Raw genomic sequence first — 23,296 nt, 5'->3', positions numbered from 1 at the left:
AGCCGCATCGCAATCGAGGAGTGTCGAGTGTCGTCGGTCATCGTGGGGCGCACGGGTCCCTTCACCGGGCAGAGCGTGATTCTGGGCGATGAGCCCCTCAGTTTCGGGCGCAAGAGCGACAACGGCGTCGTCATCGTCAGCCCCAGCGCCTCCCGGCTGCACGCCGAGATCCTCGCGGAGGACGCCGGGTTCGTCCTCTACGACCGGGACAGCCGCAACGGCACGTTCGTCAACGAGCAGCGCGTCACCCGGCACGTGCTCCGCCCGAACGACTGCATCCGCATCGGTGATGAAACCTTCCTCTACGAGGGCCAGGACGCCATGGAGACGGTCATGGACCTCTCCCTCCTGGACGTCCCCCGGGCGCCCGCCGCGGACCCCGGCACGCTGCGCGTCACCGTCACGGGCGGCGGCCCGGTGGGCCTGGCCTTCGCCCTGGCGCTCGACGAGCTGCTGCCCGGCCGGACCGCCGTCACCGTCTACGACGGACGCTGGACCAGGAAGGGCGCCGCGGTCGTCTGGAAGGACGAGACCCAGGGCAACTTCCGCCGCCAGCAGGTGGTGACCGTCCAGAGCAGGCAGTACCTCGCCCTGTCCGAGGAGGTGCTCGGCGCACTGTTCGGCGACGAGGCGGCGTACTCCGAGATGTGGCCGGTCGGACCGGACTCGGTCGACGGCCGCCCGCCGCGCAACATCCGGATCGCCCATATCGAGGACCGGCTCCTCGACCTGGCGAACCGGCGGCCGGCGATCCGCCTCGTCCCCCGCCGGTTCGACGTGGCGGACCAGCAGAGCCGGCTCACCCAGGAACACGTCCTGGTCGTCTGCGAGGGCGGCCGCTCCCGCACCCGCGAGCACTACGCCGACCGCTTCGGCGCCGCCGACGCCTCGATCTACTCCCTCGACGGCGAGCACCTCCAGGACATCGTCCTGGGCCTGCGGGTCAAGTCGAAGCTGCCGGACCCGATGAGCGTGCTGCTCACCGTGTCGCAGAACCGTTTCCTCCTGAACTCGCTGCGCGGCGAGGGCTTCCTGAACATGCGGCTCACCCGGGAGGAGGCCAAGAGCGTCATCGGCATCGACCCGGTCCGCCAGGTCTTCGAGGAGTGCATCGCCGCCCGCCCGTGCCTGATGAGCCGCCAGGAGGAGGACAACGAGTTCCGCTGCCCCACCCACGGCACCCTCTTCCTGCCCGCCCTGCTGCGCAGTTCGCCGCTGTGGAAGGAGATCCGGCAGGGCCTCGGCCTGTTCGGGGTGGCCGAGGACGACCTGTCCGCGATCACCTCGTTCCGGCTGGACATGGTCCAGCGCCCGCGGTTCACCGCGCAGCTGCACCGGCCGACCGCGACCACCCCCGGTACCTACGGCTTCCTGCTGGGCGACGCGGCCAACGCCATCCACTTCTGGCCGGGCCGGGGCCTCAACAGCGGCCTCGCCTCCGCCACGTCGCTGGCCCGCTCGCTCAGCCGGTCCTGGCAGGGCAGGCCGCTGCGGGACGCCGACTTCATCCGGCACGAAGCGGCGATGTCCATGCTCCAGTACCGGCACAAGAGCCGGGCCTGGAACGCCATGGTGACCACCGACGAGCAGGGCGTCACCCGCGCCATCAAGGACATCATCGCGCGCAGCACGGAAGCGGCACGTGGTGCCGCCGCGGCCGGCCGCGGCGCCGGTGCGGGTGCGGGTGCGGGTGCAGCCAAGGGTGCCGACGGCGCGGACGGCGGCGACCTCGAGGCGCTGCTGGACCGGATGGCCGCGATCCGCGAACGTCTGGCCTCCCGGCTGCCCGGCCTGCCCACGGACGCCGAGCTCCGCGCGCACCTGGCCCCGATCGCCCCCGCCACCCTGCGCACCCTGCGGGAGAGCGGCGCCTGGGACACCCTGATCGTCGGCGGGGAGGAGGCCGACATCGACCTCTTCTACCAGTCGGACTCCCCGGTCTTCGTCCCGCGCCCGGCGGACCCACGGGCCCTCGCGCAGCCGTAGGACGCCGCGCCGGTGGCCGCCGGCCCGGACCCGTGGCTGAATGACGTCGTCCAGGCCGGGCAGGAGCCCTACGGACGGGGCGCCGGGGGACGGTGCGGCGCCGTCCGGCGACCGCCGCGACGAAAGGAGCGGATCATGAGCGAGACCAGTGCGCGCGGCGACGACGTCTACCAGCCCCAGCCGGAGGACGAGCCCTCCGAGCGGCAGCCCGACATGGACGACAGCCTCGGCGAGCCCGGTACGGACGCCCTGCTCGACCAGGGCTGGTCACCACCCGAGCGGCCCCATACGCGGCCGGGGGACGACACCACCGGTGTGGCGCAACAGCGCGGCGAGAGCCTCGACGAACGCCTCGCGCGGGAGCTGCCCGACCAGGAACCGCCGGCCGGGGACGGCATCGGGGACCTGGCGGACGGCGACGGCGAGCCCGTGGCCGACCAGGCGGGCGGCCCCCGCGCCGGACGGCTGGCCCCGGCCGCCGCATGGCCGCAGGGGAACTCCCTGATCGCCCACGACGTGGGGATCGACGCGGGGGCCGCCTCGGCCGAGGAGGCCGCCATGCACCTCGTCGAGGAGCCGGAGGAGGGCGGACCCTAGCGGGCGCCCGGCGGCCGCCGCCGTGCGCGGGTGTCGGACTTCGCCTAGTTTGTCCCCGTCGGTATTCCCCTCACCGAAGGAGTTCGCCATGGCGGACAAGGGCAAGATGGACCAGGCCAAGGGCAAGGCCAAGGAGGCGGTCGGCAAGGTCACCGGAAACGAACGGATGAAGGCCGAGGGCAAGACGGACCAGGCCAAGGGCAAGACGAAGCAAGCGCTCGGCGAGGCCGAGGAACGAGCCCGCGGAATCCAGGACTCCCTGCGCGACGAGCGCGACAGCAGCTGACACCGCCCGCGGCACCGCCGCGCCCGGCGAGCCCGCCGGCTCGCCGGTGAAAGGACGCGGCCCCGCGGCGCCCCGGCGCCGCAGGGGCCGCGTCCTGCGTCCGGGTCAGCGGGCGAGGGCGTCGAGGTGCTCGTACAGGGCCCGGTGGCCCTCGGGCGTGGGGTGGAGGCCGTCGACGAGCAGGTCGGCCCGGTCGCGCAGCGGCTCCCACAGGTCGAGGTGGTCGACGTGGTTCGCCTCGCACCAGCTCCGCAGCGCCGCGCGCAGGGCCAGCGCGCGCGCCCGGGTGAAGCGCAGGCCCTCGTAGTCACCGGTGCGCTCCTCGTCGATCCAGGCGGGTCCGACGAGGACGAGTCGCGCGTTGTGCCGTACGGCCGTGGCGGCCAGTGCGTCCAGCCGGTCCGTGAGGTGCTCCGGCACGTCGCCGCCGCCGGACGGCGGGGCGTCGAGCGGTACGGCGCTGTCGTTGATCCCCGCGGCGACCAGGAGGGTGTCGGGCAGGCGCGGGCCCAGCAGCGCCGGGGTCTGCTCGCTGACGTCGGTCAGGGTGCTCCCGGGGACGGCCAGGTTGAAGACCCGGTGTCCGGCCTCGTTCCCCGCGATGTGGGCCGCCGCCAGGTGGGCCGTCCAGCCGCCCCGCGGATCACAGCGCCCGTACGCGATGCTGTCGCCCACGATCACGATGCGCCGGGCGGAGCGCAGCGGCCTGGCGTCCAGATAGGCCCAGGCGCTCTCCCCGGAGGCGAGGACCACCCGGCGGCGGGCGTAGTCGTCGACCTCGTACGCGTCGGCCGCCGCGAGTTCCTCGTCCGTGAGCCGCAGGACCGCGCCCTCGACGACCCCGCCCAGCGCGCGCTCCAGGGTCAGGTGCACGTCGAGGCCGCTGGCGGCGATCACGTCCGGGTCGGTGATCGTCAGGGGCCGGGTGGTGTGGCCGGCCAGCGACGCCGGTGACGTGGGCACCGCCCGTCCGAAGAGCGCGGTCTGGACGCGCTCGTCCCGCAGCGTGCCGAAGGAGAACAGGGCGTGCGTGGGTGAATCGGTCACGGTGGGCCGCGCGGCCTTTCGTCGGAGATGATCAAGACGTCCGGTTCACCCTAACGGCCCCCCACGCTCCACGGCCCACCGTCCACGGCCCACCGTCCGGATCCGGCCCCCGCCGGGCGGGCGGACCCTACGGACGCGGCGCGGTCAGGGTGAGCAGGGCCTGCTCGGGGTCGCGCAGGGTCACCCAGCGTTCGGTGTCGTTCGAGGCGACGGCCGAGACCGCGCTGCCGCCGAGGGCTTCGGCGGTCGCGACGGCCCGGTCCAGGTCGGGGACGCGGAAATGGACGTTCCAGCGGGGCCGGGCGTGCGGCGCGGGCGCGGCGGCGTCCTCGGCCCCGCCGTTCAGCCGCGCCACGGGCTCGCCGTCCTGGCGCAGGACGACCTGGTCGTCCTCGTACGAGACCTCGCAGGCGCCGGCCCGGCCGGTGGCCCACTCCAGCACCTCGCCGTAGAAGATCGCGGCTTCGAAGGCGTCCCGGGTCCGCAGCTCCAGCCAGGCCGGCGCGTGCCCCGAGCCCACGCGCCAGTCGGCCTCGACGGTTCCCTCCCAGATGCCGAAGGCGGCGCCGTCCCGGTCGGCGGCCAGGGCGCCGCGGCCGCCGGAGGCGAAGGAGACGGGCCCGACCGCGACGGTGCCGCAGCGCTCCCGGATCCGGTCGGCCGCGACATCGGCGTCGTCGACGGCGAAGTACGGGGTCCAGGCCACCGGAACCGCCTGGTCCGGGGCCAGCGCCCGCATCCCGGCGACCGGCACCCCCGCCACCTCGGCGCCCAGGAATCCCTCGTCCAGGGGATCGGTCCGGAAGTCCCAGCCGAGCACGGCGCCGTAGAACCGCCGCGCCACCTGAAGATCGCGGGCCATCAGGCTGACCCAGCACGGGGCGCCGAAGACCTCGCTCGTAGACATCCCCATCGCTCACGCTCCGTGCCGCTGCCACCACCGCCGGGCCACGCCGGGCCGGATCCGCGGCCCGCCGCCGCCATCCAGGGTGACACCCCGGAGCACCGGACGCGGGCCGACGGGCCGGGGCCCCCGGAACAGGGCCCCGGCAGGGGCGTCCGGAGCGGGCCCCGGGCCGGGTGGCCGGCGCAGGGTGGCCGCGGCAGGTGCCCGGACCGGGGTGCGCGGTCGGGTGGCCGGGCCAAGGGGGCCGAGGACGTCAGGCCCGGCCGTCGCCTCAGCGGACCGCGACCACCACGTGGCTGTTGCCGAACTGCCAGACCGTGCCGACGTGTTCGAACCCCGCCTCGCGCAGCAGGGACAGGTGGTCCGTGAGGGTCAGGTCGTTGCCCTCGCAGCGCGGGTGGGCGCCGCGGTCCCCGGCGGCCAGGAGCGGCGTCAGCTCGGGGTCGGCCCGGACCCCCGTCCACCAGCTCTCCCAGTCCTCGTACGCCAGGGCCCGCTGGCGCTCGGCGCGGCGGCGGCCGATGTCGACGGCGAGTTCGTGGACCTTGGGGGAGTCCGGCTCCAGGTGGTCGCCGTTGACCAGGACCCCGCCGGGCCGGATGCGCTGTGCCAGCTCCTGGTAGGTCCGCCGCAGGGCGTCCTCGCCGAGGTAGTGCAGGGCCGTCGTCGAGACGGCGGCGTCCACGGGGCGGTCCAGGGCGAGCGTGTCGAGCCAGCCGGGCTCCCCGATCGAGGCCTCGGCCAGGCGCAGGGCCGACCCGTGGTGCGCCCGCCCCAGCTCCAGCAGCAGCGGATCGGCGTCGACCCCCACGACCTCGGCCGCCGGCATCCGCTGCGCCAGGCGGGCGGCGAGCGAGCCCGGCCCGCAGCCCAGGTCGAGGAGGAGCGGGGCCGGGTGGCCCGTCGTCACACGTTCGACCACGTCCGAGATGACCGTGAACCGCTCCTCGCGGTCGATCGCGTAGCGCTGCTGCTGCCGCTCCCAGCGCTCCACCCAGCGCGTGGCCGCCACCGTATGCACGTTCATGTTTCTGTCCGCTCGTGCCTCTGCCGTTCTCACGGCCCTGAACTCCACATGAAAATCATTCCAGACTGGCGAGGGTGGTGAGCAACGCTTCTATCTCCTCGGCCGTGTTGTACACGTGCACGCTCACCCGCACCGACCCGTCGGCCGCCCCGGCGCCCGCCTGGCAGTGGCTGTCGGAGCGGACCATGAAGCCGTGGCTGTAGAGGATGAACCCGAGATCGCGCGACTCGATCCGGCGGTGCCGGAACGCCACGATGCTCCGGCGCCGCTGCACCGCGGACCCGGCCGCGAGGCTGGAGCGGCAGCCCAGGACCTCGTAGGACTCCAGCCGGCTCAGGCCGTCCGTCAGCCGGGCCGCCAGGGCCACCGTCCACGCCTCGATCCGGTCCGTGCCGGCCGCGTCGAGCCAGTCGAGGGCGGCGGAAAGGCTGACGATGCCGGCCGTGTTCGGCGTACCGGCCCAGCCGCCGGGCCGCAGCCGCGGCCCCCGCCGGCCCCGCTCCCAGACCGCACCCGTCCCCGGCAGCGCCAGTGCCTTGTGCCCGGAGAACACCACGAAGTCCACGTCGAGTCCGGCGACCGAGAACGGCACATGGCCGACGCTCTGGGCCGCGTCGAGGCAGATCGGGACGTCCGGGCCGACGACCTCGCGGACCCGGTGCACGTTCATGTCGGCGCCGTACACGTGGTGCACGTGGGTGGCCGCCACGAAACGGGTGCGCGGGCCGACCACGGCGGCGAGCGCCACCGGGTCGTAGTCACCGGAGCCGTCCTGGTACGGCAGCTCCCGGACCACGATCCGCACCCCCTGCCGGGCCAGCAGCTCCCGGACCTCCAGCCACGGCGCCAGGTTCGCCTCGTGGTCGGCGAACGGGACCACGATCTCGTCCCCGTCGCCGAGCAGCTCCGCCAGCCAGTCCAGGGCGACGGTCCGCAGCCCCTGGGAGGCCCCGCTGGTGAAGTGCACCGCCGACCGGTCCGGTTCGGGGTCGCCCAGGAACTCCTTCACGCGGGTCCCCGCCCGCTCCACCGCGGCCGTCGTCGCGTTGGCCCACGGGTACGAGCCGCGGCCCGCGTTGGCGTTCGTGGTGGTGAGGTAGTGCTGGACGGCGTCCAGCACGGCCCGCGGCTTCTGCGCGGTCGCGGCGCTGTCCAGGTAGGCCGGCCCCGGACCCGCCGCGATGATCGGGAACTGGGCGCGCAGCGGACGCTGCCAGGAACGCAACTCCTCCAGCGGCTCGGCCATGTCAGTCACGCACCAGCGGCGCGCCCGCGTCCCGCCACGCGATGATCCCGCCCGCGAGGCTGCGTACGTCGGGATGCCCCATCCGGGTCAGCAGGGCGGCGTAGCGCGCCGACTGCTCGCCGACCGGGCACGCCAGCAGCACCGGCTGCCTCTTGCCGAACGGCAGCCCGCCCCGCAGGAGTTCGTCGAACAGCTCGTCCACGATGTTCACCGATCCGTCGATGTGCAGCGCGGCGTACGCGAAGGAACTGCGCAGGTCGATCACCAGCGGGTGCTCGGCCGCCAGCCACTTGCGCGCGTCGGCCACGTCGATCGCCTGCGCCGCACGCACCTCGGCGGCGGTCAGCGTCGCCACGGAGTTCCGCGCGGGCGGGCGGCCCAGCAGCTCCGGGCGGCGCTGTTTGACATACCCGAGATAGCTCTCCACCCGGTCGCACACGATGAAGACCGCCGTCCTGCGCCCGGGCCCGGTCGACTCGTCGTCGAGCGGCCGCAGATGGCGCACCGCTCCCCAGTACGCGGCGCCGCCGGTGGGCCCGGCGAGGATCCCGCAGCGCCGGATCAGCGTGAGCATGCCGTCGATGGCGTCGTCGGAGCCGACCGACTCGATCGTGTCGTAGGCGGCCGGGTCGAAGAGGCCGACCTCGTGGACCTCGTCGATGGTGCGGATGCCGGGAATGAAGTCCGACTTCTCGCCCACCAGCCCGATCACCCGTACGGCCGGATCGTGGGCGCGCAGGGCCCGGGCCACCCCGCTGGAGGAACCGGCCGTGCCCACGCAGGCGAGGAACCAGTCCGGCACCCGGCCGTCCAGGTCCGCCACGATCTCCGGGCCGGTGCCCGACGCGTGCGCCTCGGTGTTGAGCGCGTTGAAGTACTGGTCGGTGTGGAGGTGGGCGCTGCCCGACTGGTTCAGCCGCTGGTGGAAGAGGGTCAGCGGGTCCTCGGTGTCGGTCGGGTCCAGGCATTCGCCGCGGCCCGGCAGTTCCTCGATCTCGGCGCCCAGCAGCAGGAGCAGGTCCTTGACCTCGGGGATGCGCATCCGGTTGGTGACGCTCTTGAACGGCAGCCCGTGCATCCCGGCGATGACGGCCAGCGCCTTGGCCGTGTTGCCGCTGGACAGCTCGACGACCGTCTCACCGCGCTCCCGGGCGCCGGGCAGGCGGTCGCGCGCCATGGTCCAGGCGGCGCGGTCCTTGACGGATCCGAACGGGTTGAGCATCTCCAGCTTCGCGTACAGATCGATGTGGCGCAGGCCGTGGACGGCCGGATCGATGCGGACCAGCGGGGTGTTGCCGATGGCCTCGGTGATGCTGTCGTACCTCATGCCCGTCCCCCCGAATCGGTGAGCGTCCCGTACCCCTCGAACGTCGCATACCCCTCGAACTTCGCATACCCCTCGATCGTCCCGTGCCCGTCAGTCGTCCCGTCCTCCTCCACGGGGGCGTCCGCCCCGATCGGCCAGTACTCCTCGTCCAGGCACCAGCGCCAGGCGCCCGGCTCCCCGCGGACCGCCACCTTGCGGGCCAGCGGCTGCTGTTGGGCGTGGGTGGCGCCGAAGTCCATGCAGTAGCCGGCGGTGTTGGCGAAGGCGAGCAGGTCGCCCGGGCGCGGCGGCCGCGGCAGGAACACCGTTCTGCGGGTGATCAGGTCGGCCTCCAGGCAGAGGTTGCCCATGAGATGGACGGCGACCGGCTCCCGCGGGCCGGCGGCTTCGCCGGCCCGGGGCAGCAGTACGGGGTCCATCAGGATCCCGTGGTCCTCCAGGCCGACGTCGTTCGCGTTCATGGCCAGGCGTACGAGGGCGGGACCCGCGTCCGTACGGCGTACCTCCAGCACCCGGGCCAGCGACAGCCCGCAGCCGTCGGCCAGGGCCCGCCCCGGTTCCGTGTACAGGTCGCACAGGCTCTCCAGCAGCAGGGTGCCCAGCGGCCGGCCCAGGGCCGGGGCGGGCCGGGACAGCAGGGCGTCGAGGTAGCCGGCGCCGGCGACCGGGCGGTGGGCGGGGTACAGGCTGAGCGCGCCGCGCAGCGTCCCGCCCTCGGCGTGCAGACCGTAGCCGTGACCGCCCCAGGTCAGGGCCGGGCGGCGGCCCATCACCGCGGCGGTGAGCTCGCTCGTGTAGCGGTCCCACTGGGCGGCGTGGGCGAGGTAGCTGACGCCGAAGCCGCCGCCGATGTCCACGGCGCGCGGCTGGAACCCCCGCAGCCGCAGATCGTCCATGGCGCGCAGGCAGCCTTCGAGGGCGACGGCCTTCTCGTCGGCGCTGGTGGTGTCGAGGTGGTAGGCGACCCCGACCGGATCGAGGTGGTCCCGGTGGCGTTCGAGGAGGTCCAGCAGCGGGCCCAGGGCCTTGACGGACGTACCGAAGCGGCTCCTGCGGGAGAGCACCTTCGGGCCCGTCGTCTCGAATTCGGACAGGCGCAGCAGGACCCGCGCGCGCGGCAGGCCGTGACGGCGCACCAGGCCCGCCAGCGCCTCCAGCTCGCCGGGGCCGTCGGCGTTCACGGTCGCCCCCGACCGCGCGGCGAGCCACAGGAACGCCGGATCCTTGGGGCCGGTCGCCATGACACGGTCCGCGGTGAACCCGGCCCCGAGGGCGTGCTGGAGCTCGCCGACGGAGGCCACGTCCACGGCGGCGTCCGTCGCGGTGAGCCGGCGCAGCAGGGACCGGGAACGGCTGGCCTTGTGCGCGAAGAAGACCTGCCCCGCGAGCCGGTGGCGGCGGTAGACCTCCCGGAAGCCCTCGGCGTTCTCGGCCACCTGGTCGGGCACGAGGACGTTCAGGGGCGAGCCGAGCGCGTCGACGAGCATGTGCAGGAAGGGGGCCGAGCCGAGCAGCGCGGCGAGCCGTGGTGCCAGCCGCGGTTCCAGGTACAGGGGGCCGGTCTCCATCCCAGCTGCTCCTCCCGCGCGCCGATCGTCGGACGATATCCCTCGCGGCCGTGGTTATGCCCTTCTCGCCCGGCGGGGACGCGCGACGCGGCGAGATGACCGAAAAACGGCCTCGTCAGGGGGAGCGGGGCGGGCCCGGCCGGTCCGGCCGGTCCGGCCGGTCCGGCGGGTTCAGAGGGCGACGTGCATGAGGATCTCGTCGCGGTCGTCGCCGGGCGCGACCCGCAGCCCGCCGGGCCAGCGCCCGATCTCGCGCCAGCCCAGCCGGGCGTAGAACTCTTCGAGACCCAGCCCGGCCCGGACGGCGATGTGCAGTTGTTCCAGCCCCATGTCCCGCCGGGCGAGCTCACGCACCCGCTCCATCAGCGCCGCACCGATCCCGCGGCCGCGGAAGTCGGGGTGGGTCATCACGTGGTTGACGGCGCCGCAGTGGGCGACGAGGGGATGCGGGTCGCGCCGCACGACCAGCCACCCGGCGAGCCGCCCGCCGACGGTGGCGACCAGCATCCGGGCACGGTACGGATCGAGCTCGTCGACGAGCAGCCCCAGGACCGGGTCGGCCTGGCCGGCGTGCACCGGCGGCATGGGGAGCCCCCGGGGGATGACGGCGCCGCCGGTGTTGATCACCTGGACCCAGCAGTCGACGAGCTGGGCCCGCAGCGGGGCGGTCAGGTCCCGGGGGCGGGTGAGCTGCGCGAAATCGACGGGCTGCGGCGCGGTCATGCGACGCAGCTTGCCAGAAACGGCACCCGCCGGGCCGCCCGGGCTCACGGGTGTTCCGACGCCCTCGCCGCGGCTGCGGTGACCGTGAGGGCGGCCGCGGCGAGGGCGCCGCCCAGCCACATCACCGCGGTGGCCCCCGCGCCGTCCGCGGCCAGGCCCCCGGCCAGCGCGCCCAGGGCGATCGCCCCGTTGAAGACACCGACGAACAGCGAGGACACGGCCTCGCGGGCGTGGGGGGCCGAAGCCAGCAGCCAGGTCTGGCCGGCGACCGACACACCGCCGTACGACAGCCCCCACACGGCGAGCAGCACACCGGCGACCGGCACGGACCCGCCGAGCACCGGAACCACGGCGAGCGTGGCCGCCAGCACCGCGCCGATCACGAGCACGGTGGAGCGGGGCGAGCGCGCGGCGCCCGCGCCCGCCGCGAAGTTGCCCGCCACGCCCGCGACCCCGTACACCAGCAGCAGGGTGCCGACGGTTCCGGCTCCCGCCCCCGAGACCTCCTCCAGGGCCGGGCGCACGTACGTGTACGCCGCGAAGTGCCCGGTGACCAGCAGGGCCACCACGGCCAGGCCGGTCCGTACCCGCGGCTCGCCGCACAGCCGCAGCACCCCGGCGAGCCGCACCTCCCGCTCGGCGGGCAGCCGCGGCAGCGCGGCCGCCAGGGCGGCCAGCACCACCAGGGCCAGGGTTCCCGCGACCGCGAACGCCGTGCGCCAGCCGGCCAGTTCCCCGACGTACGTCCCCGCCGGGACGCCGAGCACCGACGCCACCGCGATCCCGCTGAACACCCACGAGGTCGCGGCGCCGGCCGACTCCGGGGGCACCAGACGCACCGCCAGGCCCGCCGCGACCGCCCAGACCCCGCCCATCGCGATGCCGACCAGGACGCGGGCGGCCACCATCACCGTGAAGTCCGGTGACCACGCGGCGAGCAGGTCGCCCACCGTCAGGACCGCCATGAGCGCGCACAGCACCGTCCGCCGGTCGGACCGGCCCAGCAGGGGCGTCAGCAGCGGCGCCGACACCGCGGCGACCAGGCCGGTGATGGTCAGGGTCAGCCCGGCGGTGCCCTCCGTCACGCCCAGCTCGTCCCCCAGCGGCGTCAGCAGGCCCACGGGCAGCATCTCGGACGTCACCACCGTGAACGTCGCGCCCGTGACCGCCGCGACGCCCAGCCGGCCGCGGGCCGTGGCCCGTGCGGGTGCGGGTGCGGGTGCGGGTGCCGGTGCCGGTGTCGCCGTGATGTCCGTCGTTTCCTCGGTCTGTGCCATGCCCGCCAGCCAACCCGCCCCGGCCCGCGGGAACAACGGCCGGTCCCTCATCCTTCGATGAGCGGGACTACTCGATCGGGAGGGGCGGGCGTGAGCGGTGTGGAGATACGCGAGCTGGAGGCATTCCTCGTGCTCGCCCAGGAGTTGCACTTCGGAAGGGCGGGCGAGCGGCTGTACGTCTCGCAGAGCCGGGTCAGCCAGCTGCTGCGCGCCCTGGAACACCGCATCGGCGCCCCGCTCGTCGAACGCACCAGCCGCCGGGTGCGCCTGACGCCCCTGGGCGAGCGGTTCCTGACGGACCTGCGTCCCGCGTACGACGCCCTGCGCGCCTCGGTCGACGGCGCCAGGGCCGCCGCGCGCGGGACGGGCGGGGAGCTGCGCATCGGCTTCCAGGGCACCGTCGACGGCCACCTCGGCCGGGCGGTCGCACGGTTCGGGGACCGGTATCCCGGCTGCGCGATCGGCCTCGTCGAGATCCCGCTCGGCGACCCGTTCGGGCCGCTGCGCCGCCGGGAGGTGGACTGCGCGGTGGTCCTGCTGCCGGTGGCCGAGGACGATCTCGTCCTCGGGCCGGTCTTCTCCCGGCAGCCGCAGACCCTCGCCGTGTCCGCCCAGCACCCCTTCGCCGCCCGCGCGTCGGTGTCCGCCGAGGAACTCGCCGGCTGCGAGCTCATCGGCGTCGGCGGCGACGCCCCGGAGTACTGGCGGCGGGCCCAGGCCCCCGCCCTGACCCCGGGCGGCCTCCCCGTACCGGCCGGGCCCCGCGTCAACACCCTCCAGGAAGGCCTCAGCCTGGCGGCGGCCGGCCTCGGCGCCATGCTGCTGTGCCGGTCCACGGCCGATCACCACGCGGGCCGCGACTGGCTGGCCTTCGTCCCGGTGCACGGGCTGCCGACGTCCGAACTGGGCCTCGTACGCCACCGCGCGCACGCCTCCGCGCAGGCGGAGGCCTTCGCGCTGGCGGTCAGCGAGACCGCGGAGGCCGGTCGGAAGCGGTAGCCCCGGCCGGCGCCGCCCCGCCCCGGCCGGTACGGCGGCGCCGCCGGACCGCGGTGACCGCCAGGACCAGGAGGGCGGCCGCGCCGTACGCCACTGTGCTCACGCCGGCGCGCGAGCCGAAGGCCTGGCCGGTCACGTACACCGCCGCGCCCGCGACCGCCACGCCCAGCCACTCCCACCGGCCGTCCAGCGCCACCAGGGCGACGAGCAGCAGCGCGTACCACGAGTAGCCCGGCGTCAGCAGGAGGAACGCCCAGCCCGTCACCAGCAGGGCCCCGCTCCAGGGCCGGCCCGGATCCCCGCGCCGCAGGACGTACAGGCAGACCCCGGCCAGCACGGCGAGCAGCACCGGCGGCGCCCAGGAGTCCGGCAGCACCAGGCGCAGCAGCGCGTACCGGGAGCCGGCGGACGGATCCTCGTACCCCTCCTCCTCGACGTAGCCGCCGAGATAGCCGAGGACGGAGCCGTCCGAGAGCAGGACGTACGGCAGGTAGGCGAGCGCCGTGAAGGCGGCGGCGGGCAGCAGCACGGCGGCCGCGTCGCGCACCCGCCGCACCCCCGACAGCGCACCCGGCAGCACGATCGCCGGCATCAGCTTGGTGGCCACGGCCGCCCCCAGGACCAGCCCGCCCGCCATCCGGCGCCCGGTGCCGCGGGCGGCGACCAGCCCGAGCCCGGCCACGGCCAGCAGCACCCCCAGCACGTCGATGTGCGCGTTGTTCACCGCCTCGACGGGGACCGCCGGGCACCACGCCCAGTACGCGGCCCGGCGCGGATCGGTGCCCCGCCGGCGCAGGATCAGCAGAGCTGCGCCCGTGACCCCGAGGGACAGCAGGGCGGCGCCGGTCTGGAGCGGCTTGTGCCGGGCGCCCTCGGGCGAGAGCACGTCCACGAGCAGGAAGTACGCCTCCGCGACCGGCGGGTAGATGGTGTGCACGGCGGGCCGGTTGATCCGCGTGCACTGCGGCGGGGTGCCCGGGGTGCCCGGGGTGCCCGGGGCGTGCGGGACCGGCGGCCGGTCGGGGCCGGCGCAGGCCGCGCCCGTGGGGAACAGCCACGCATCGCGCAGCCGCGCCAGCTCCGGGTCCCGCGGAGCGTGGTCGTACGGGGAGAACCCGGCCGACTGCACCCGGCCGTCCCAGGCGTAGCGGTACGCGTCGGTGCTGGTCCGCGGCGGGGCCACCAGCCCCGTCGCCGTCACCACCACCGCACCCGCCAGCACCAGCGGTACGACGCGGGCGGCCGGCACCCGGCGCAGCGCCAGCAGCGCGCCCGCGAACAGCGCCCAGCAGCCCGCGTACCACCAGGACAGCCCGACGGGACCGGCGACGAAGCCGTGGTGGCGGATGGTGAGGACGAGCGCGGTGGCGAGGGCGGCGAGCAGGGCGCAGGCCGCCGCCGTTCCGGCGGCGCGGCGGGCGGGGGCCGGGCGGGCCGGTGCGGTGGGGGTGGTGCGTGGGTTCACGTCCGCAGCCTCGCAGGAGCCGGACCCGCAACCGGAGCCCGGCGCCCCGCACGTCCGTGTTTCGTAAGGTGTCCGACCGGCCCAAGACGCCAGCGTCGCAGGTGTGATGGGCGCATGCCTTTCACCTTCCCCCCTCCCGGCAGGCCGCCCGTCACCTTCAAGGGGCGCCTGCACGACGCCCGGACCGCGACCGCCATCGGCCGCTGGCTCGGGCTGGCCATGGCCGTCTGCTTCGCGACCGGCGTGCTCAGCCACTACCTCCAGCACCCGCCGGACTGGCTGGCCGACCGGCTGCCCAGCCGCCCCTCCTGGGGCTACCGGGTCACGCAGGGGCTGCACGTGATCTCCGGCATCGCCGCGATCCCGCTGCTGCTGGCCAAGCTGTGGGCGGTCTACCCGCGGCTCTTCGCGTGGCCGCCGGTGCGTTCGCTGCGGCACGGGCTGGAGCGCCTGTCGGTGGCCGTGCTCGTCGCCGCCGGGATCTTCGAGCTGTTCACCGGGCTGCTGAACACCTTCCAGTGGTACCCCTGGCCGTTCCCCTTCGTCGCCGTGCACTACGCCGTCGCCTGGGTCCTGGTGGGTGCGCTGCTGCTGCACCTGGCGGTCCAGTGGCCGCGGATCCGCGACCACTGGAGCCTGCGCTCCGCCGGAACCCGCGCCCTTCCCGCGGCCGACGGCCCCGACCGCCGGCAGCTGCTGGGCGCCGTCGCGGCCGGCGTCGGAGCCGTCACGCTGACGACCGCCGGCCAGTCCGTCACCGCCCTGGGCCCCTTCGACCTGTTCGCCCCGCGCAGTCCGGAACACGGCCCGCAGGGGCTGCCGGTCAACCGTACGGCGGCCGCCGCGGCCGTCACCGAGGCCGCGCTGGCCGGCTGGCGGCTCACCGTGGACGGGCCGCGCCCGTACAGCCTCACCCTGGACGAACTGCGCGCGATGCCGCAGCACGAGGTCACCCTGCCCATCGCCTGCGTCGAGGGGTGGAGCAAGTCCGCCCGCTGGACCGGGGTCCGGGTACGGGACCTGCTGGAGCGTGCCGGAGCCGGCCCCGGCGCGCGGGTGCGGGTGGTCTCGCTGGAGGCGTCCGGCGCGTACCGGGTGATGGAGATGGGCCGTACGTACACCCAGGACCCGCTCACCCTGCTCGCCCTGCGCCTGGGCGGCGAGGTGCTCTCCCTGGACCACGGCTATCCGGCCCGGATCATCGCCCCGAACCGGCCCGGCGTGCTCCAGACCAAGTGGGTCGGCCGACTGGAGGTCCTGTGATGACGTACCGGTACGTGTGCGGCGGCCTCGGGCTCGCCCTGATGGGCTTCGGCGGCGCCCTGCTGCTCCAGGAGCCCGCGCCCTGGCGGATCGCGCTGTGGCTGGCCGGGGGAGCCGTCGTGCACGACGGGCTGATCGCCCCCCTGGTCCTCGCCGTCGCCGCGCTCACCGCGGCGGCCGGGCTGCGCCTGCGCGGGGCCGTCCGCGCCGCCCTGATCGTGGCCGGCTCCCTGACGGCGATCGCGCTCCCGCCGCTCCTGCGCCCCGGCGGTACGGCCAACCCGACCGTGCTGCCGCTGGACTACCCGCGCAACTGGCTCCTGTCGATGGCGGCGATCGCGCTGGTCACCGGGGCGTACGCGGGCACCCGCGCACTCCTGCGCCGCCGACACCGCCGCCGGTGCGGCAGCCCGTCCACGCCATGACCCGACGCCGCCCGGCGGCAGGGCGGCCCGAGCGGCCGTGCCGCCGGGCGGCGTCGACCGAGATCGGCGGCGTCGGCGCGGCCGGCGGACCGGGCGCGTTCAGCGCGTCAGGGCGACGAAGTGCCGGTCCGCCGTCCGCCAGGCGACGGCCCGGGTCCAGCCCGCCTCGGCGGCGTGGATCCCCAGGGCGCGGGTGCCCACTCGCGCCCACGGGAACGGCGTGCCGCGCGCACCCGTACCGCTGCCGTCGTCGAGGCGGACCTCGACGCGCTCGTCGACGTCCGCCGCGGCGACCTCGACCAGCAGCGAGCCGTCCGGGGCGGTCAGCCGGGCCGCGCGGCGCAGCAGGGCGAGGGGATCCCCGCCGATGCCGATGTTGCCGTCCATGAGCAGCACCGTGCCCCAACGGCCCTCGCACGGCAGCGGATCGAACACCGACCGGCACAGGGCGCTGCCGCCCGCCCGTACGGTGCGTTCCACCGCCGCCGGCATGACGTCCACGCCCAGCGCCGGCCGCCCCAGCCGGGCCAGGGCCGCGACCAGCCGGCCCGGCCCGCAGCCGATGTCGAGGACCGGACCCCGGCAGCGCGCCAGTACCGTCGCGTCGGCCTCGTCGGGTTCCGCGCACCAGCGCGCCACGTCCAGCGGCAGCAGCCAGCCGTCGGCGCGCCGCAGGTAGAGGGGGCCGCGGCCGGCCCGCAGCGCGTCGGCGTACGGGTCGGCCCGCCAGGCGCGTATGGGCTCCGACACCGCTTCCGAGAGCTGCGCCGTCACCGCGTGACCGCGCACAGGTAGGCGTGCAGCGCGGCGAACCGCGTGTCCGGGGCGGCGGCCGCGACCCGGGCCGCGTCGGCCGGGGTGTCCACGTCGCACAGCGTGGGCAGGTCCCGCACCGCCCGCCCGGACCCGGTCAGCCGCTCGCGCTGCTCCCGCCCGGTGTGCGCCACGGACATGGGGACGCCGAGCAGCAGCGCCGGATCGGGCTCGGCGAGCCCCAGCGCCCAGAACCCGCCGTCGTCCGCGGGACCGAACCAGGCGCCCGCGGCGGTGAAGTCGAGCCCCTGGGCCAGCAGTTCCGGCGTGACCTGCGGGGTGTCCATGCCGATCAGCAGGGCGGGGCCGTCCTGCAGGGCGAAGGCCGCCGCCAGCCGCACGTCCAGTCCGCCCGCGCACTGCGGGACCACCTCGATGCCCTCCGGCAGCCAGGGCCCCGGGTGCCCGTCGAGCACCAGGACGCGCCGGCGGACGTCGGTGGCGAGGACCGCCGCCAGGGTGTCCTCCAGCGATGCCCGGGCCAGGGCGGCCGCCTCCTCCGGTGTGAAGTGCGGTGTCAGACGGGTCTTCACGCGGCCCGCGACCGGGGCCTTCGCGATGACGAGGAGGGTGCTCAACGACGGACCCCCTCGGCCGGCGTGCCGTCGGCGCGGGGCGGTTCGGCCAGCACGCGGCGCATGTCCCGTACGGCGTGCCAGGTGCCCCGCCAGGTGCCGGTGACCTTGGACTTCCCCGAGCGCGGCAGGTACGGCACGTCCGTCTCGGCGACCCGCCAGCCCGCGTCGGCGGCCCGGACCACCATCTGGAGCGGATAGCCGCTGCGCCGGTCGGTGAGGTCCAGGCCGAGCAGGGCCTCGCGGCGGGCGACCCGCATCGGCCCGAGGTCGTGCAGCCGGAGCCCGGTACGGCGGCGCAGCATCCGGGCCAGCGCCAGGTTCCCGGCGCGGGCGTGCGCGGGCCAGGCACCGCGTCCCCGCGGCCGGCGGCGGCCGAGCAGCAGGTCGGCCTCACCGGCCGCGACCCGCGCGGCCATGGGGGCGAGCAGCCCGGGATCGAGGGAGGCGTCGCAGTCGCAGAAGCAGACCAGGTCGGCGCGGGCCGCGAGCAGCCCGGCGTGGCAGGCCGCGCCGAAGCCGCGGCGCGGTTCGTGCACCACCGTGGCGCCGAGCGCGCGGGCGATGTCCGCCGAGCCGTCGCGGGAGCCGTTGTCGACGACGATGGCCCGCCAGCCGGCGGGCACCCGGGCCAGCACCCAGGGCAGCGCCTCCGCCTCGTCGAGACAGGGCAGTACGAGATCCGCCCGGGGCGGTGCGCAAGTGGAATCAGTCACGAGCCTCACCGTAGGAAGCGGGCGCGGACGAAAGGGGCTTTGAGTCCTTACGAAACGCGGACGCCGTGGCGCGGAGGGCGAGGCCGGGGCACACCCGGGCCGGGACGGATGTCAGGCTGGGGCCATGGCAGCGGTCAGCGGTACGGAGAGCAGGGACGAGGGCGTGCGCGGGGTCCTCGTCGTGGACGACGACCCCACCGTCTCGGAGGTGGTGGCAGGGTATCTGGCCCGGGCCGGGTTCGCCGTGCGGCTGGCCGCCGACGGGCCGGCCGCGCTGCGGGCGGCCGAGGAGAGCCGTCCGGACCTGGTGGTCCTCGACCTCATGCTGCCCGGCATGGACGGGCTGGAGGTCTGCCGCCGGCTGCGTGCCCGGGAGGCCGGTGGCCCGCCGGTCCCGGTCATCATGCTCACCGCGCGCGGTGACGAGGACGACCGGATCCTCGGGCTGGAGGTGGGCGCGGACGACTACGTCACCAAGCCGTTCAGCCCGCGCGAGCTCGTCCTGCGCGTGCAGTCCGTGCTGCGCCGGGCCGCTCCCGCCGCCCCCGCCGGCCCGGCCGCCGGGCCGCTGCTGGGCGCGGCCGGTCTGAGCCTGGACCCGGCCGGCCGCCGCGTCACCAAGGACGGCGTGGAACTCTCGCTCACCCTGCGGGAGTTCGATCTCCTGGCCTACTTCCTGCGCAACCCCGGGCGGGTCTGCGACCGCGAGCTGCTGATGCGCGAGGTGTGGGGCTGGGACTTCGGGGACCTGTCCACGGTCACCGTCCACGTCCGCAGGCTCCGGGGGAAGATCGAGGACGACGCGGCGAGCCCCCGGCTGATCCAGACGGTCTGGGGCGCCGGCTACCGCTTCGACGCCCACCCGCCGCCGTCCGCCCCGTCCGCCCCGGCGGCGGTATCCGGCACGGCACCCCGTACGGTGGGCGGCCATGAACGACCGTGACCTGCTGCTGATCGCCCTGTACGCCCTGCTGGGCGCGGGCGCCGTCGGGCTGCTGGGGGCCGTGGCCCTGCGGATGCTGCGGCGGCGCAGCGTGGCCGTCTCCCTCGCGGTCGTCGCGGCCGTCGCGGTGTCCGCGATGCTCGCCGGCACCCTCGCCGTGGCGTGGGCGATGTTCCTGTCCTCCCACGACCTGACCGTGGTCACGACCGTCGTCGCGATGGCCGCCGCCGTGTCGCTGGGCACCGCGCTGCTGCTGGGCCGGCAGGTCGTGCTGCGCTGCCGGGAGCTCGTCGACGCCGCCCGCGCCTTCGGCGAGGACGGCACCTTCAGGGCGCCCGCGGTCCCCGCCCCGGCGGAACTCGCGGCGCTCAGCGCGGAACTGGCCCGTACCGGCGAACGGCTGACCGCCTCCCGGGAACGCGAACGCGCCCTGGAGACCTCCCGACGGGAGCTGGTCGCCTGGATCTCCCATGACCTGCGCACCCCGCTGGCCGGGCTGCGCGCCATGTCGGAGGCGCTGGAGGACGGCATCGTCGCCGATCCCGCCCGCTACCACCGGCAGATGCGCACCGAGGTGGACCGGCTCAACTCCATGGTCGGCGACCTCTTCGAGCTCTCCCGCATCCACGCGGGCGCGCTCAGCCTGACCCCCACCCGGATGTCCCTCTACGACCTGGTGGGCGACGTCATGACCGGCGTCGACGCCCTCGCCCGCGAGCACGGCGTACGGCTGGTCGGCGACGGCGTCGCCCCGCTGCCGGTGGAGGTGGACGGCAAGGAGATGACCCGTGTGCTGTCCAACCTGCTCGTGAACGCCATCCGCCACACCCCGGCCGACGGCACGGTCGCGATCGCCGCCGAGAGCCGTGGGGGCGCGGTGGTGCTGTCCGTCACCGACGCCTGCGGGGGCATCCCCGAGGAGGACCTCCCGCGCGTCTTCGACACCGGCTGGCGCGGTACGCCGGCCCGCACCCCTCCGGCGGGTGCGGGCCTGGGCCTGGCGATCGTCCGCGGCATCGTGGAGGCCCACGCGGGCCACGCGGACGTCCGCAACGTCTCCGGCGGCTGCCGCTTCGAACTGACCCTTCCGGCCCCGGCCTGAGGGGCCGAGCGGCCTGCCGCTCGACAGACCGCTAGGGAGCGGCGGTGTCCGTCCCGGCCGCCAGCTCGGCCATTCCGGCGGCGAACGGCACCACCGGCCGCCAGCCCAGCTCCCGGCGCAGCCGCGCCGAGTCGGCGGTGATGTGCCGTACGTCGCCCAGCCGGTACTCGCCGGTGACGACGGGATCGGGGCCCGCGCAGGCGGCGGCCAGGGCCTTGGCCATGTCGCCGACGGTCCGCGGATCGCCGCTGCCCACGTTGTAGGCGGTGAACCCCGGCGCCCCCAGGGCTCCCAGGTCCTCCAGCGCCACCGCGTTGGCCGAAGCGACGTCCCGGACGTGGACGAAGTCCCGCCGCTGGCCGCCGTCCTCGAACACGCGCGGCGCCTCGCCCCGGGCCAGCGAGGAACGGAACAGCGCGGCCACCCCCGCGTACGGCGTGTCGCGGGGCATCCCCGGCCCGTAGACGTTGTGGTAGCGCAGCGAGATCGCGCGCCCGCCGGTGGCCCGCGCCCAGGAGGCGGCGAGGTGTTCCTGGGTCAGCTTGGTGGTGGCGTAGACGTTGCGCGGGTCCACCGGCGCGTCCTCGGTGACCAGGCCGGGGGACAGGTCGGCGCCGCAGACCGGGCAGCGCGGCTCGAACCGGCACGCGCGCAGGTCCGCCTCGGCCCGCGGCCCCGGCCGGACCACGCCGTGCGCGGGGCACTCGTAGCGGCCCTCGCCGTAGACGACCATCGATCCGGCCAGCAGCAGCCGCCGTACGCCGGTCTCGGCCATCGCGGCCAGTACGACGGCCGTACCGAGGTCGTTGGCGGCGACGTAGTCGGGTGCGTCCCCGAAGTCCCTGCCGAGGCCGACCTTGGCCGCCTGGTGGCAGACCGCGTCGATGCCGGCGAGGGCCCGGCGCACCTGTGCGGGGTCCCGGACGTCCCGTCCGTCCTCCGCCAGGTCGAAGACCACCGGCTCGTGGCCGCGGCCGGCCAGCTCGGCGACGATGTGCGAGCCGATGAAGCCCGCTCCTCCAGTCACAAGTACGCGCATGCGCCCGACGCTATGCCGCAGCCGTCCCCGCGGCCCGGATACCGGGCCGTCCGTCATGGATCCGTAAGAACGGGTTCCGGTCACGGGACCAGGACGACCTTGCCGGCGACCGTGCCGGACTCGGCCAGCCGCATCGCCTCGGCGGCGCGGGCCAGCGGGATCTCGGCGGCGACCTTGGCCGTGATCTCACCGCGCTGCAGGGCCGTGAACACCTCGGTGAGGTCGGCGCGCAGGCGGGCCCGGAAGCGGTCCTTGGCGTAGGCGCGCCCGGCCCACACGTTGAAGAAGTACGCCCGGCGGCCGTTGGGCAGCGCGTTCCACAGCCACACCCGGCCCAGCAGCTTGAGCACCGGCAGCGCGCCGGAACCCTGGTCGTCGCGGGTGGCGGCGGTGCCGTACGAGACGAGCGTGCCGCCGGGGGCCAGCAGCCGCCACGAGTCGACGACGCCCTCCCCGCCGACGTGGTCGAACACCGCGTCCACCCCGCCGGGGGCGAGGGCCCGCACGCGGGCGGCGACATCGCCGCCGCGGTAGTCGACGGGGGTCACCCCGAGGGCGCGCAGCGCGTCGTGGTGGCGGGGGGAGGCGGTGCCGATCACCCGGGCGCCCACGGCGAGCGCCAGCTGGACCAGGATCGAGCCGACCCCGCCGTTGGCGCCGTGCACCAGCACCGTCCGGCCGGCCCGCACCCTCGCCTTGCGGTGGAGCATCTGCCAGGCGGTGATGCCGTTGACGACCGCCGTCTCGGCGTCCACCGCGCCGACGCCGTCGGGGACCGCCACCACGTCGGCGGCGTCGAGCGCGACGTGGCTCGCCCAGCCCCCGGTCTTCGTCATGGCGGCCACCCGCCGGCCGAGCAGGGCGTCGGCGACGCCCTCGCCGACGGCCGTCACGGTGCCGACCAGGTCGTAGCCGGGGACGAAGGGGAAGGGCGGCTGGTCGTAGTACCGGCCGCGGCGCATCTGCTGCTCGGCGAAGGACACGCCCGTCGCCTCCATCGCGATCACCACCTGTCCGGCCGCGGGGACCGGGACCGGGCCGCGGTGCAGCTCCAGGCCCTCGGGCTCGACCTTGCCCGGCAGAACGATCTCGACGCGCTCGACGGTGTTCATCACGGCCTCCACTGGCTGTCCCGATTCCCGGGTCTGGTTAGAGCTTCTGCGGTTCGTTAGAAGCTGTAACCAGAATGGGCGGGTGGTGTACCGCTGTCAAGACGACGGCCCCTGTCCTTGTGAATCCCTATGCCGATGGTGATAGCTTCTAACTCACCCAGTGAGCGGCGATGAGAGGTGGCGGGCATGACGACCGGCGGCGCGAGGACCCCCCGCGAGCGGTACCGGCAGCAGGTGCGCGAGGAGGTCAAGGAGAAGGCCTGGCGGCAGATCGCCGGCTCCGGCGCCTCCGCGCTCTCCCTCAACGCGATCGCCAAGCAGATGGGCATGAGCGGACCGGCGCTCTACCGGTACTTCGCCAACCGCGACGAGCTGATCACCGAACTCGTCCGGGACGCCTACCGCAGCCTCGCCGACGCCTTCCGCGCCGCCGGCGGGGCCGCGGGCCCCGCCGGGCTGGCCCGGGTGCTGCGCCGCTGGGCCCTGGAGGACCCGCACCGCTACTTCCTCGTCTACGGCACGCCCGTCCCCGGCTACCACGCGCCGCAGGACATCACCGCGATCGCCGCCGAGATGATGTCCGTCCTGCTCGACGCCTGCGCCGCCGCCGCGCCCGACCCCGCCCCGGGCGGCCAGGAGAGTGCTTTCGAAGGCCACCTGGCCGGCCACCGGGAGTGGGCCGCGGGCCACCCGGACGCCCCGCCGGCGGCCCTGCGCCTGGCCCTGGCCTTCTGGAGCCGTCTGCACGGGGTGCTGTCCCTGGAACTGGCGGGCCACTTCACCGGTATGGGCCTGGACCCCGCCCTGCTCTACGCGGCCGAGGTGGACGCCCTGACCGCCCGCTGAGGGCGGG

Annotated in this window: 23 protein-coding genes; 9 read left to right on the top strand and 14 right to left on the bottom strand. The window is 75.4% G+C overall.

Annotation, left to right across the window (positions count from 1 at the left end):
• The first annotated feature begins 27 nt into the window (after positions 1–27).
• From ACZ6KO_RS19675 to ACZ6KO_RS19665, 3 genes are all read left to right on the top strand, one after another.
• Positions 28–1,986, top strand: coding sequence for an FHA domain-containing protein (locus ACZ6KO_RS19675; protein ID WP_469305264.1), 1,959 nt, complete (start codon positions 28–30; stop codon positions 1,984–1,986).
• 135 nt (positions 1,987–2,121) lie between these two features.
• Entirely contained in the window at positions 2,122–2,583 is a 462-nt protein-coding gene (locus tag ACZ6KO_RS19670; RefSeq protein WP_469305263.1) for a DUF5709 domain-containing protein, read from the top strand.
• 88 nt (positions 2,584–2,671) lie between these two features.
• Positions 2,672–2,869: a CsbD family protein gene (locus ACZ6KO_RS19665; protein WP_469305262.1), complete on the top strand. Its 198-nt coding sequence runs from the start codon at positions 2,672–2,674 to the stop codon at positions 2,867–2,869.
• Between the two features lie 105 nt (positions 2,870–2,974).
• Here the strand turns inward: ACZ6KO_RS19665 and ACZ6KO_RS19660 are convergent, their stop codons facing one another.
• From ACZ6KO_RS19660 to ACZ6KO_RS19625, 8 genes are all read right to left on the bottom strand, one after another.
• On the bottom strand, positions 2,975–3,916 hold the full coding sequence (locus tag ACZ6KO_RS19660) for a GDSL-type esterase/lipase family protein (protein WP_469305261.1): 942 nt from the start codon (positions 3,914–3,916) through the stop codon (positions 2,975–2,977).
• Positions 3,917–4,043: 127 nt separating this feature from the next.
• Positions 4,044–4,829: a VOC family protein gene (locus ACZ6KO_RS19655; RefSeq protein WP_469305260.1), complete on the bottom strand. Its 786-nt coding sequence runs from the start codon at positions 4,827–4,829 to the stop codon at positions 4,044–4,046.
• A 265-nt stretch (positions 4,830–5,094) separates the two neighbouring features.
• Positions 5,095–5,850, bottom strand: a complete 756-nt coding sequence (locus tag ACZ6KO_RS19650) for a class I SAM-dependent methyltransferase (RefSeq protein WP_469305259.1) — start codon at positions 5,848–5,850, stop codon at positions 5,095–5,097.
• Between the two features lie 55 nt (positions 5,851–5,905).
• Positions 5,906–7,096, bottom strand: a complete 1,191-nt coding sequence (locus ACZ6KO_RS19645) for an aminotransferase class V-fold PLP-dependent enzyme (protein ID WP_469305258.1) — start codon at positions 7,094–7,096, stop codon at positions 5,906–5,908.
• Between the two features lies 1 nt (position 7,097).
• The gene (locus ACZ6KO_RS19640) at positions 7,098–8,423 is read right to left on the bottom strand and encodes a pyridoxal-phosphate dependent enzyme (protein ID WP_469305257.1); all 1,326 of its coding nucleotides are present in this window, start codon (positions 8,421–8,423) and stop codon (positions 7,098–7,100) included.
• Positions 8,420–9,991 (bottom strand): type III PLP-dependent enzyme domain-containing protein, encoded by a 1,572-nt coding sequence (locus tag ACZ6KO_RS19635; protein WP_469305256.1) that lies wholly within the window; start codon positions 9,989–9,991, stop codon positions 8,420–8,422. The genes ACZ6KO_RS19640 and ACZ6KO_RS19635 overlap by 4 nt, the downstream gene beginning before the upstream one ends.
• A 171-nt stretch (positions 9,992–10,162) precedes the next feature.
• Complete coding sequence (locus ACZ6KO_RS19630) at positions 10,163–10,714, bottom strand: GNAT family N-acetyltransferase (RefSeq protein ID WP_469305255.1); 552 nt, start codon at positions 10,712–10,714, stop codon at positions 10,163–10,165.
• 44 nt (positions 10,715–10,758) lie between these two features.
• Complete coding sequence (locus ACZ6KO_RS19625) at positions 10,759–11,991, bottom strand: MFS transporter (protein WP_469305254.1); 1,233 nt, start codon at positions 11,989–11,991, stop codon at positions 10,759–10,761.
• Positions 11,992–12,081: 90 nt separating this feature from the next.
• On the opposite strand from ACZ6KO_RS19625, the gene ACZ6KO_RS19620 reads away from it, so the two are divergent.
• Positions 12,082–12,990, top strand: coding sequence for a LysR family transcriptional regulator (locus ACZ6KO_RS19620; RefSeq protein WP_469305253.1), 909 nt, complete (start codon positions 12,082–12,084; stop codon positions 12,988–12,990).
• Here ACZ6KO_RS19620 and ACZ6KO_RS19615 read toward each other — a convergent pair.
• Positions 12,956–14,455, bottom strand: a complete 1,500-nt coding sequence (locus ACZ6KO_RS19615) for a glycosyltransferase 87 family protein (protein ID WP_469305252.1) — start codon at positions 14,453–14,455, stop codon at positions 12,956–12,958. The two genes, ACZ6KO_RS19620 and ACZ6KO_RS19615, sit on opposite strands and share 35 nt — an antisense overlap.
• Before the next feature lie 114 nt (positions 14,456–14,569).
• Here ACZ6KO_RS19615 and ACZ6KO_RS19610 point away from each other — a divergent pair, with 114 nt between their 5' ends.
• Together ACZ6KO_RS19610 and ACZ6KO_RS19605 are read left to right on the top strand one after the other, a co-directional pair.
• A complete protein-coding gene (locus ACZ6KO_RS19610) occupies positions 14,570–15,718 on the top strand; it encodes a molybdopterin-dependent oxidoreductase (RefSeq protein WP_469305251.1) in 1,149 nt (382 codons plus the stop codon).
• Complete coding sequence (locus ACZ6KO_RS19605; protein WP_469305250.1) at positions 15,718–16,143, top strand: hypothetical protein; 426 nt, start codon at positions 15,718–15,720, stop codon at positions 16,141–16,143. The genes ACZ6KO_RS19610 and ACZ6KO_RS19605 overlap by 1 nt, the downstream gene beginning before the upstream one ends.
• Positions 16,144–16,242: 99 nt before the next feature.
• On the opposite strand, the gene ACZ6KO_RS19600 is transcribed toward ACZ6KO_RS19605, so the two are convergent.
• From ACZ6KO_RS19600 to ACZ6KO_RS19590, 3 genes are read right to left on the bottom strand one after another with little or no spacing between them, the layout of a single operon-like run.
• Positions 16,243–16,917, bottom strand: coding sequence for a methyltransferase domain-containing protein (locus tag ACZ6KO_RS19600; RefSeq protein WP_469305249.1), 675 nt, complete (start codon positions 16,915–16,917; stop codon positions 16,243–16,245).
• Positions 16,914–17,534: a TIGR04282 family arsenosugar biosynthesis glycosyltransferase gene (locus ACZ6KO_RS19595; protein ID WP_469305248.1), complete on the bottom strand. Its 621-nt coding sequence runs from the start codon at positions 17,532–17,534 to the stop codon at positions 16,914–16,916. Before ACZ6KO_RS19595 ends, ACZ6KO_RS19600 begins: the two co-directional genes overlap by 4 nt.
• A complete protein-coding gene (locus ACZ6KO_RS19590; protein ID WP_469305247.1) occupies positions 17,531–18,256 on the bottom strand; it encodes a glycosyltransferase family 2 protein in 726 nt (241 codons plus the stop codon). The genes ACZ6KO_RS19595 and ACZ6KO_RS19590 overlap by 4 nt, the downstream gene beginning before the upstream one ends.
• Before the next feature lie 115 nt (positions 18,257–18,371).
• Between ACZ6KO_RS19590 and ACZ6KO_RS19585 the strand changes: the two genes are divergently transcribed.
• Both ACZ6KO_RS19585 and ACZ6KO_RS19580 read left to right on the top strand, forming a co-directional pair.
• Positions 18,372–19,190: a response regulator transcription factor gene (locus tag ACZ6KO_RS19585; RefSeq protein WP_469305246.1), complete on the top strand. Its 819-nt coding sequence runs from the start codon at positions 18,372–18,374 to the stop codon at positions 19,188–19,190.
• Complete coding sequence (locus tag ACZ6KO_RS19580; RefSeq protein WP_469305245.1) at positions 19,177–20,292, top strand: sensor histidine kinase; 1,116 nt, start codon at positions 19,177–19,179, stop codon at positions 20,290–20,292. Before ACZ6KO_RS19585 ends, ACZ6KO_RS19580 begins: the two co-directional genes overlap by 14 nt.
• Positions 20,293–20,323: 31 nt before the next feature.
• On the opposite strand, the gene ACZ6KO_RS19575 is transcribed toward ACZ6KO_RS19580, so the two are convergent.
• Positions 20,324–21,331, bottom strand: a complete 1,008-nt coding sequence (locus ACZ6KO_RS19575; RefSeq protein WP_469305244.1) for an NAD-dependent epimerase/dehydratase family protein — start codon at positions 21,329–21,331, stop codon at positions 20,324–20,326.
• 80 nt (positions 21,332–21,411) lie between these two features.
• Positions 21,412–22,443, bottom strand: coding sequence for a medium chain dehydrogenase/reductase family protein (locus tag ACZ6KO_RS19570; protein ID WP_469305243.1), 1,032 nt, complete (start codon positions 22,441–22,443; stop codon positions 21,412–21,414).
• 186 nt (positions 22,444–22,629) lie between these two features.
• Here ACZ6KO_RS19570 and ACZ6KO_RS19565 point away from each other — a divergent pair, with 186 nt between their 5' ends.
• Complete coding sequence (locus ACZ6KO_RS19565; RefSeq protein ID WP_469305242.1) at positions 22,630–23,289, top strand: TetR/AcrR family transcriptional regulator; 660 nt, start codon at positions 22,630–22,632, stop codon at positions 23,287–23,289.
• The last annotated feature ends 7 nt before the right edge of the window (positions 23,290–23,296 follow it).

The sequence above is a fragment of the Streptomyces sp. NPDC042102 genome, assembly GCF_055582305.1.
The sequence above is the reverse complement of the archived record's forward strand: the minus strand, read 5'-3'. Positions and strand labels throughout refer to the sequence as shown.